Annotated in this window: 1 protein-coding gene; it reads right to left on the reverse strand. The window is 35.7% G+C overall.

Features of this window, described 5'->3' with window-relative positions; all coding sequences use genetic code 11:
* Nucleotides 1-4 precede the first annotated feature (4 nt).
* A partial coding sequence (locus tag H2O64_RS17655; protein WP_187563534.1) for a non-ribosomal peptide synthetase occupies nt 5-10,830 on the reverse strand: 10,826 nt, incomplete at its 5' end.

The raw sequence follows: 10,830 nt of genomic DNA on the forward strand, positions 1-10,830 counted from the left end.
ATGGTTAGATAGTGATCGTATTTTTCTTTTCTTCACGATTTTTGGTATTCGATAATTCTATCGCGATGTAAATGATGTTTCCAAGTTCTTTGATTGTTGGTCTGGCAAAGAAATCTGTGATTTTAATTTTTACGCTAAAAGCCGTTTGAATTTTCATGATGAGATTGATCACTGATAATGAATCGCCACCTAATTCAAAGAAATTGTCTTGCGTTCCGATGCGTTCTATTTTGAATAGTTCTTGCCACATGGTAACTAACGTTTCTTCTACTTCAGTTGAAGGCGCTACATATTGTTGCGATGGATATAAGCTTTCATCTGGCAATGGCAATGCTTTTTTATTGACTTTACTATTTTCAGATAATGGCAATTCATCCATAAATACATATACCGCAGGAATCATATACTCTGGCAGTTTGTCTTGCAATGCTTCTTGCAACATTTTTTTGTTGATTTCTTCGGAAGTTCTAACGACATAAGCAATGAGTTGTTTGTAACCATTTGCATTGTCTCTGGCTATTACGACAGATTGTTGCACGATTTCTTCTTCGTTGAGCGCAGATTCTATTTCTCCAAGCTCAATACGATATCCTCTAATTTTTACTTGATCGTCTTTTCTTCCTATAAATTCAATGTTTCCATCTGGCAACAAGCGTGCTAAATCGCCCGTTTTGTATACGCGTTCGTTTGCTATAAACGGGTGACTTACAAATTTTTCTTCGGATAGTTCCGGACGGTTTAAGTAGCCAACTCCAACACCAATTCCACCAATGTATAATTCGCCTGCAACGCCAACTGGTACTAATTTCATGTGCTTGTCTAACACATACATTGTAGTGTTTTGAATAGGTTTTCCTATTGGTGTAGCGTTTAGTCCTCTGTAATTGAATTCAGGATATGGACTGAATACAGAAGCATCAATCGATGTTTCTGTGGTTCCGTAACAATTGAATAGTGTCAATGTATCTGAAAATCGATCTACCAATTCTTTGAATTCATTTACACTTACCGTATCAGAACCAACAATTAAAGTTTTTAAATATGGTAATTTAAGTTGATTTTCATAGACATAATTCATTAATGGAAAGATGATTCCTGGCGTAAATTCATAGAATGTTACTTGATGTTTTTGTAATAGGTCATAAATCGTAATTGGGTCGTATGAATCATTTTCAGAAACTACTAAGGTTGCACCAAGCATTAGCGATCTACAGAAATCTGCCGAGAATAAATCGAACGTGAAATTCGCCATTTGTAATACATTCGTAGTTCCATCAATTCCGTATAAATCTTTCCATGTATGCGTTCTATCTAATAAAGATTCATGATTTATAATTACACCTTTTGGCATTCCTGTTGTTCCAGATGTGTAAATGATGTATACATTTTGTTGTAAATCAATTTGTGTGTTTAATGCGCTTACTGACTCGTTTGCAATCGTTTCTGAATCTGCAAATATTAGCTGTGGAATTTCTACTAATTTTTGGAATGTACTGTCAAATTTTTCTTGTGTCAACACTATGGAAGCTTCCACATCTTTTAGAATGTATTCAATTCGTTGTTTCGGATAGGAAGCGTCAATTGGCACATATACTGCGCCAGTTTTCATGACCGCAAGTATCGAAATAATTAAATGTGTAGAACGTTCTATACAGATTGGAACGTGTGTTCCTGTTGTGATTCCTTGTTTGACAAGATGGTTTGCTAGTTGATTTGACTTTTCTTCTAATGCTGCAAACGTCAATTGTTCATCTCCGTATGCTAATGCAATTGCGTTTGGCGTTTTTTCAACATGATCCGTAAATAAATCTAATAACGATTTGTCTTTTGGTGTGCTCACTGCTGGCGCATTGAATACGTTTAGCAATTCGTCATTTTCCACTTCATTTAAGTATTCAACATATTGTAATTGTTGTGTTGGTTGCGCAATGAATGTTTCTATTACATTTTGCAGGTGTACAATTACTTTTTTCAGTGATTCCGTATTGTAACGTTTTTTGTTGTATTCAAAATCAACTTTTAAAGTATTGTTTATGGATGTTACAATGACACTAAAATCGTAGTTCATTTGTTCGTGAACATCTATTGATTCTAACGAAAGTGATGTTTTGTTTTCTGCTTTTTCACCAACCAGTTCTTCGTCTAGTAATTCTTGAATCGGGAAGTTTTCAAATACCATTACATGGTCTATTAATGACATTCCCAATTCGCTTTGACCTTGTACCGTAGCCAAACTTAAATAGTGATGTGGTAACGATTGAATTGCGTTGTTTTGCGCTTTTTTCAACACAGTACTCAACGTATCTTTTCCTTCGTATTTGATACGCACAGGAATGGTATTGATAAATAAGCCAACCATGGTTTCTACGCCTTCTAAATCGGCTGGTCTTCCAGAAACTACAGAACCAAATACAACATCTTGTGTATTGTTGTATTTAGATAATAAATAGCCCCAAGCAACTTCCATGAAGGTATTTTGTGTTACACCTAAGTCATTACAAACCGTTGTTAAGTTGGTATATTTTTCCCCAGTTATTTCAATGGTTTCAATTCCGTGTTCGTACACATCTTCAACACTATCAAGGTATTTATATGGTGCTTCTGCTACTTCTGAATATGCTGCTAAGTAATTTTTCCAAAAAGAAAGCGTTTCGTCTCTGTCAATTGCGTTTAACCATTTGATGTAGTGTCCATATGATTTTACATCTGGTAAGTTATGCGTAGTTTGTGTACTGTTTGCTTGTAATATTTTGTAGAAATCGTTGATTAGAATACTGTTACACCAACCATCCATTAAAATATGGTGATGACTCCAAATAAATTCAAATTCATCATTTCCAAGTTCTATCAACATCAAACGCATTTGAGAAGCATCATCAAGTTTGAAGCCTTTTTGTCCGTCATTCTTTTTGAATGATTGGATTTGTGCTTCTGTATTTGTAGCTGCGTTTAGTTGTACGTTTTTAAAGTTACTCGGAATGTCTTTACGAACTATTTGCAATAGTTTTCCTGTTTGCGCATGGTTTATAAATCCTGTTCGTAAGATTGAATAACGTTCTACTAAAGTATCATATGCTAGTTTTACTGCTTCTGGCGTGAGTCCTTTTGATTTTATTCGATACGATACTTGTACGAAGTATAACATTGGATCTTCCGAAACCAACCAGTGATAATACATTCCTTGTTGTGAAGGCGATAGTTCGTAGATATCTTCTACATTTCCTTGTCCTGTATTACTGAGTTGTTGAATTTCTTCAAACGCAACTTCTTGGTATGTTAAATCTGATGATGTTACGTATTGTTCTGTACTTTCTGTCAACGCTTCTATAAGCTGTGAGAGCTGTTTTTCATACGCAAGTGTCAGTTGCGCAATTGTATTTTTTTCAAATAAACGGCTGTCGTATACTACAGATAGTTGTAATTTTCCAGAAACGATCATTCCAGAAATACTAATACTAGTTTCGTCTGTATTGTGCTTGCTTACTGTTTCTCCGATATATTCCGCACCGTATTCAAACATGGTTTCTTCTGCATTGTTTCCAACAGTATCACCAAAATCACCTAAATAATTAAATTTGATGGTTGGCGTTAATTCCTGATCAAAACCTTTGCCTAGATATTTAATAATTCCGTAGTCAATTCCTTTGTTTGGAATACTGCGCAAATTGTCTTTGATCTGAATTAAACTTTGCAGCATTTCTCCCGATTCCGAAACTTCTAGTATATGTGGATAGAGTGATGTGAACCATCCAATAGTTCTACTGACATCAATTCCGTTGATCACATCTTCTCTACCGTGACCTTCCATCATCAGTACCGTTTTGTTAACATTGAATACTTCGTTAATTGCCAATCCTAAACTTGTGAGCAATACATCGGTGATTTCTGTATGATAGACATCGTGAATTTGCGTTTGAATTTTCTCAGTTAGTATACTTCCCAATTCAAATGATATACTTTGATCGTTTCTTTCTTCAGCAATGTTATTTGTGTTATCCGTTGGAAATGCTGGAATGTTTTCTTGTACTATATTTTCCCAGTATTGTTTCGGTTTACGAATTTGTTTTTGATTTGCATATTCATTTAATTGAATTGCCCATTGTTGGAAAGCATCCGTTTTACTAGGCAATAGTATTGAAGTTCCTGTTTCTTGTTGTTGATATAACGATGCTAAATCTTCCAATAGGATTCTCCATGAAACTCCATCAATAACTAAATGATGACAGATGAGTGCCAAACGATCGCCATCTGACATTTTAAAAATTGCTGCAATGAATAATGGTCCGCTTTCAAGATTGAATCCAGCTTGTAATTCATTACAAATATCTCCCATTTTAGTGACAGCATCTTCTGTATTTGTAAAGTCATGCGTTTGCAGTTGGAAGTTATCACCTGTGAATTTTTCATTGTATTGTGTCCAACCAGAAACTTCTTGTTTGTATACCATTCGTAATGCATCATGATGTTTTACCAATGCTTGCAAACTGTTTTTTAAATGATTTTTATCAATTGTTTTTTGACTTCTTAATACAACCGATTGATTGTAATGTGCAGGTGCTTTTATGTGTTCGTTATTAAATAAGTACTGTTGTACTGGCGTTAATTGTACGTTTCCACTAACTTCTGCTTGGTTTGAAGTTGTTGTTTTTTCTTTGATGAGCAACGCCATTTTTTCTAAAATTGGTGTTGATAAAATGTCTGCAACACTTAATACAAATCCTTTTTGACGCAGCCTGCTCACAATTTGAATTGATTTGATCGAATCGCCTCCTAAGTTGTAAAAGTTATCTTGAATACTGTAAATAGTTCTTTTCAAAATTGCTTCCATGACTTCTACTAACAGTTTTTCTTCTGTTGTTTTTGGTGGAATTATTTCTTGTTTCGCTTCTGATGCTTCTGTTGGATTTGGCAATGCTTTGTAATCTACTTTTCCATTTTCTGTAAATGGAATACTTTCCAATGCTACATACATATTTGGAATCATGTAATCTGGCAATTTCATCGCAATTGCATTCCGAATTTCTGTTTGATTGATAGCTTGGTCCGCTACTATATACGCAATGAGTTGTTGTACATTTTCCGCATCTTTTTGAACCGTAACAATTGCTTGTTGTATGGTTTTTAATTCGCTAATGACAGCTTCTATTTCACCTAATTCTACACGATATCCACGAATTTTAACTTGGTTTCCTTTACGACCCATGAATTCTACGTTTCCATCAAAATTCCATCGTGCTATATCGCCCGTTTGGTATATTTTTTTACCCGCTTTAAATGGATGGTCAATAAATTTTTCTTCTTGCGTTCCCAAAAGATTCCAATACCCTGGAGAAACACCATCACCATCAATGAACAATTCACCCGTAACACCAATTGGTGTGATGTGTTGATGTTCGTCCAGAATATAGATTCCTGTGTTTGAGAATGGTTTCCCAATAGGAATATTTAGATATTCAGTGTCAAGATTTACTTTATGTAATAGTTTTCCAATGGTTGTTTCTGTCGGTCCGTAATGATTAAATACTTCCGTTGTTGTGTTTGCTGCTTTTACTTTCGTCAACGCTTCATTTGTCAACATTTCTCCTCCAAAAATGATTGCTTTTTTCGGGATTATATAGTTTTCATCTCTATGCAATGACAACCAATAGGAAGGTACAATTTTGATGTAATCAATGGAATTATCTTCAAAATAATGATGCAACTTGTACACATCCATTAAGTTTTCTTTAGCGAATACATGCAATGTTCCACCCGTTGCCAATGCACCAAATAAGATCGTATTTCCTAAATCGGATGATAATGTAGAGAGCAAAGCAAAATTACTTTGTGTGGCTATGTTTATAGATTGTGTTAATCCTGCAACATAATCTGCAATGTTTTTATGCGAAATGGTTACACCTTTTGGAACACCTGTTGATCCTGATGTGTATATCATGTATACTAATTTTTCAGCTTTCGCTAGATGTACCTCTGAAACGTTTGTTGCGTTGATAGCATTGAAATCATATACTGGAATGTTCGCATTTTCCGTTGTCAGCAATTCGCTATTGTCTGTTAAGACAGCTTTCATGTTTGAGTTTTCAAAGATGTATTGTCTGCGTGCTACTGGATGTTTTACATCAAGCGGTACATACGTTGCACCAGCTTTTAGGATTCCAAGAATAGACGTGATATACTTTTCACTGATTCCCGCGTAGATTCCAACAAAATCACCTGAATTGATTCCTTTTTCTAATAAGAAATTTGCGTATCCATTAGAAGCTTCATCAAGCTGTTTGTATGTTAGTTTTGTATTTTCAAAGATGATCGCTTCTGCATTTGGCGCGTTTTGTACATGATTGTTAAACTGGTCAATGATTGTTTCCTGCGCGTTGTACGGAACTGAGTTCGTTCCCAAGACATTGGTTAAATACTGCTTTTCATCATCCAATACATAATCAACTGAACTTACAGTAGCATTTTCATCTTCTAATGATTTTTCTAGCAACGTATAGAAATGGCGCAACCAAGATTTCATTAATTCATGATCGTAAATATCAGTATTGTAACTCAATACGATTTCGACTTTATCGCCAATTTCCGTGAAGTTTAGTACAATGTCAAACTTTACCATTCCCGAACCGTAATCTTCTACTTGGAACGGCACAAAGTCTTCCGAATTTCCTTCAACCGTTCCGTTATGGTTGATTAGAATGTCAAATAATGGACTTCTGCTTACATCGCGTTGTACATCTAATTCTTCCAATAATTTGTCCAACGGATACATTTGATGTTTCAACGCTTCCAACGTATTGTCTTTGATTTGATCGTAGCATGCTGAAAATGTGTTTTCTGGATTCAGTTTGTTTCGCAATGGCAACGTGTTTACGTAGAAACCTATTTGATCTTGTAAATCTGCGTGATCTCTTCCAGCTACTGGATTTCCAACAATGATATCTTTTTGACCTGAATAACGATAGAGTAAAATATTAGTTGCCGTTAGTAATCCTGTGAATAAACTTCCTCCTTTTGTATTGGCAAAGTCACGAAGTTGTTGTGTGATTTTGTCTGAAAGAAAAATACGTTGCGAATGTCCGCTATACGTTTTTAGTTGTGGTCTGCGACGGAAACTTGGTAAATTAACCAATGGCAATTCGCTAGCTAATTGTGACAACCAATAGGTTTTGTGAGCTTCGTATTTTTCACTGTATAATTGATTTTGTTGCCAAGCTGTATAGTCTTTGTATTGAATATTTAATGGCTTGTCTTCTGTTATCGTATTATTTTCGAATGCTTCATAGTAACGTATAACATCTCTTGACAAAATTTCAATAGACCAACCATCACTTATGATATGATGCATGTTGTAATAAAACACATATGTTTCTTCTGATTGTTTCAGCAATGCAGCTCTTAGTAATGGTCCTTTTTCTAAATCGAATGCTGTGTAAGCATCTTTTGAAGTGTATGCCTCTATTTGATTTGAAGCATCTTTTTCAGCACTGAAATCTTTGTAATCTAATGTAAAATTGATTTCTTCAGGCGCTACAATGTATTGACGCACTTCGCCAGCATCAGATACTTTGAATAGTGTTCGTAATGATTCGTGTTTTGCAATCGTTGTATCAATTGCCTTTTTGAAATTCTCAACTGAATATGAACCTGTGAGTGTTACTTTGTTTGGCATGTTGTACGCAACCAGACCATCTTCTATTTGACTCGTAAGCCATAAACGTAATTGTGCGTTTGACAACGGATAGTTTTCCGCTGCTTCGATTGTTTTTATTTTTTCATACGCTTCTTCACTTGATTTTGCAAGTAAAGCAGCATGGTCTTGTAATTTTGGATGATCGAAAATGTCTTTGATCGCAATACGTTTTTGGAATATTTTGTTGTATTGTGCTATTAGTTTTACAGCATTGATACTGTTTCCGCCTAAGTCGAAAAAATCATGTTGCAAGCCTATTTTTTTAGTTCCTAGTACAGATTCCCAAAGCGATGCTAATTTTTTCTCTACTTCCGTAACTGGTTCGATATAGTTATTTTGATTGTAACTGTTACCATCTGGAGAAGGAAGTGCTTTTGTATTAATTTTTCCCGTATGATTTAATGGCATTTCTTCTAGAATGATAAATATTCTAGGAACCATATAATCTGGAAGTTGTTCTTTGAGTGTTTTTTGAACTTTACGTTCGTCTAAATCACCATTTGGAACTACATACGCAATGAGTTCTTTGTTTTCGTTTTCATTGTGAACGATTACTGTTGATTGTTTTACAACTGGTAATTTGTCTAACGCTGCTATGATTTCATCCAATTCAATACGATGTCCTCTTATTTTAACTTGACTGTCCTTTCTTCCCAAGAAGTCTATGTTTCCATCTGCTAGCCATTTTCCAACATCGCCTGTTTTATACATGAACTTGCCTTTGCCATTGTTCACTCCTGTAAATGACCAAAGTGTGTATTTCTGGTTCCCATCGGTGCTTTTTACATAGTAATCCATGCTTCTAACTGCCAAGTCGCCACCACCAAGTTGTTGTAATAACGTTAAGAGTTGGTATTTGTCTTGAGCCACTGATTGACCCTTTGTGATGTAATGATCTTCTTCTGTATACACAATTCGATCTTCATGATCGCCATCATCAAATGGGATGATCGGTAACAAAGCCTGTACACAGAATTTTCCATCTGATTTCAACGTATCAAACATACTCTCCAACACACGTTTGGGGTATTCCAATCGGTCTAACACCAAGGTCATAAATGTAATATCAAACTGATCCTTGGTAAAGCCTGTCGATATCTTAAAATCTTCTGGAGATAAATCTACGCGCGACATTACCACTCCATAATCCTTGTGTGATTGGTTGTGTACAAAGTATGGATTGGCGTCTATTCCAAAGACATTTGCGCCCATATCCGATAAAATATCTAACAGTTCTCCATTTCCAAAACCAATGTCTAATACAGATTTGCCTTGTAACTTTTCGCCTGCTAATAATTCTTTTACCACTTCTTTGGTAAAACCAAATGAGCTGTAACTCCCTTTTTTACTTTCGTTTAAATAACGTAAGAAGCCCGTTCTGAAAATATCACTCTCACTCTGGTAGAGTTGTTTGATCTTTTCTCGTAAGTCTTGCGATAATTCCTGATCGTTGTAAAACGTTTCAATGCTATCTTGAAAGAAGGATCTATTGCCACTAACTTCTACTTCTTTTTCTATAAAAGCAGCGACTGCTTCGGTGTTGTGTGTTAAGTGTCCTTTGTAAGGGATCTCATAAATATCTGCCACAAATCGGTCTCTTGTTAATTCCTCTCTGTTTAGATATCCTTGTGCTACATTAGCGCCATTTACATAGAGTTCGCCTGTAATCCCTTTGCCAACAAGTTCGCCTTGATCGTCCAAGATATAAACACCTGTATTGGTAATTGCTTTTCCAATCGGTACTCGATTGTGATCTAAACGATCGCCTAGTTCATAAACTGTTGAATATACCGTGTTTTCTGTGGGTCCGTAACCATTAACTAGGGTTCCAACTCCTTTCCAACGCTCGTAGAGTTCTTTGTCAAAGACTTCTCCTACTACAACTATTAATACATTGTCTATGCCTGTAAAGTCTTCTGGAGAGAGTGTTTTTAATAAACTTGGAATGGTAACAAAGACTTGAATTTTGTTCTTTAGTATGTACTCTGAGATACTCAGTTCTTCGTGTCCTTTAAGATCGTACATGCATAATTTGTGTCCAAAACTAAGTGTCCAAAACGTCTCTCCTACTGCCCCATCAAAGTTGTATGAGAAGTATTGTAATACATGACTTTGTTCTACTCTACCTAAGTATTCTCCTTGCCAGTGAATTAGATTGCTCAGATTTTCATGATTCACTAAAACTCCTTTCGGAAGGCCTGTCGATCCTGAGGTATAAATTACATAGGCCGTACTATCCATTGGAATCTCTAATTGCAATGGCGTTGTTGGATAGGCGTCTTTTTCAAATTCTACATCCAGCGCTAATAATGCGCCTTCATAGTAATCCATATCAAACATATAGGTGGTATCTGTAATCAACAGCTCAATGCCTGCATCAGTAACCATATACGCTTTTCGATCTTCTGGATACGCAGGATCGATTGATACATACGCTGCTCCACTTTTTAAGATCCCTAAGATGCTCCATACAAAACGCTCGTCTCTAGCTAACTGGATTCCAACATAATCACCGAGTTGTACCTTATGATCTGTGGTTAAACTATGTGCTAGTTGTGTGGAGATTGTATCCAATTCCTCATAACTAAGTGTTTTGTCTTTATATACCAGTGCCGTTGCCTCTGGTGTCTTGGCTACTTGTTCTTTAAATAATTCTAAAAAGTTTTTACCTGAGTATTGTTTAGTGTCACCTTTAAAATCATGCAAGAGTTCATGCTTTTCTTCCTGCTTTAGATAGTCAACATACCCAATGGCTTTTGTTGGATTGTCTATCAAGTTCTTGGTCAGTTCTTTAAAGTGAACTAGTAAATTACTGATCATATCCTGATCGTATAAATCTGTATTGTACATCACTCCAATGGATAACATTCCACCAATGGGTTGTACGTGGAATTCAACATCGTTTTTACACAGTCCTTCTCCTAAATCACTAATACCTGCTGCATCTGTTATGTTTGACATTTTGTAGTCACTCATATCTGAGATGTTGTGAAGCGTTAAAGAGATATCATATAATGGAGTTCTACTTGCATCATATTGCAAGCCTAATTCTTCAACAAGGGTATCAAAAGGATATTGCTGATGTGCAAAGTCTGACAGCACATTGTGCTTTACTTTTTCGTAGAGCTCATTAAAACTAGCCT

The organism is Kordia aestuariivivens (assembly GCF_014397005.1).
Classification (GTDB): domain Bacteria; phylum Bacteroidota; class Bacteroidia; order Flavobacteriales; family Flavobacteriaceae; genus Kordia; species Kordia aestuariivivens.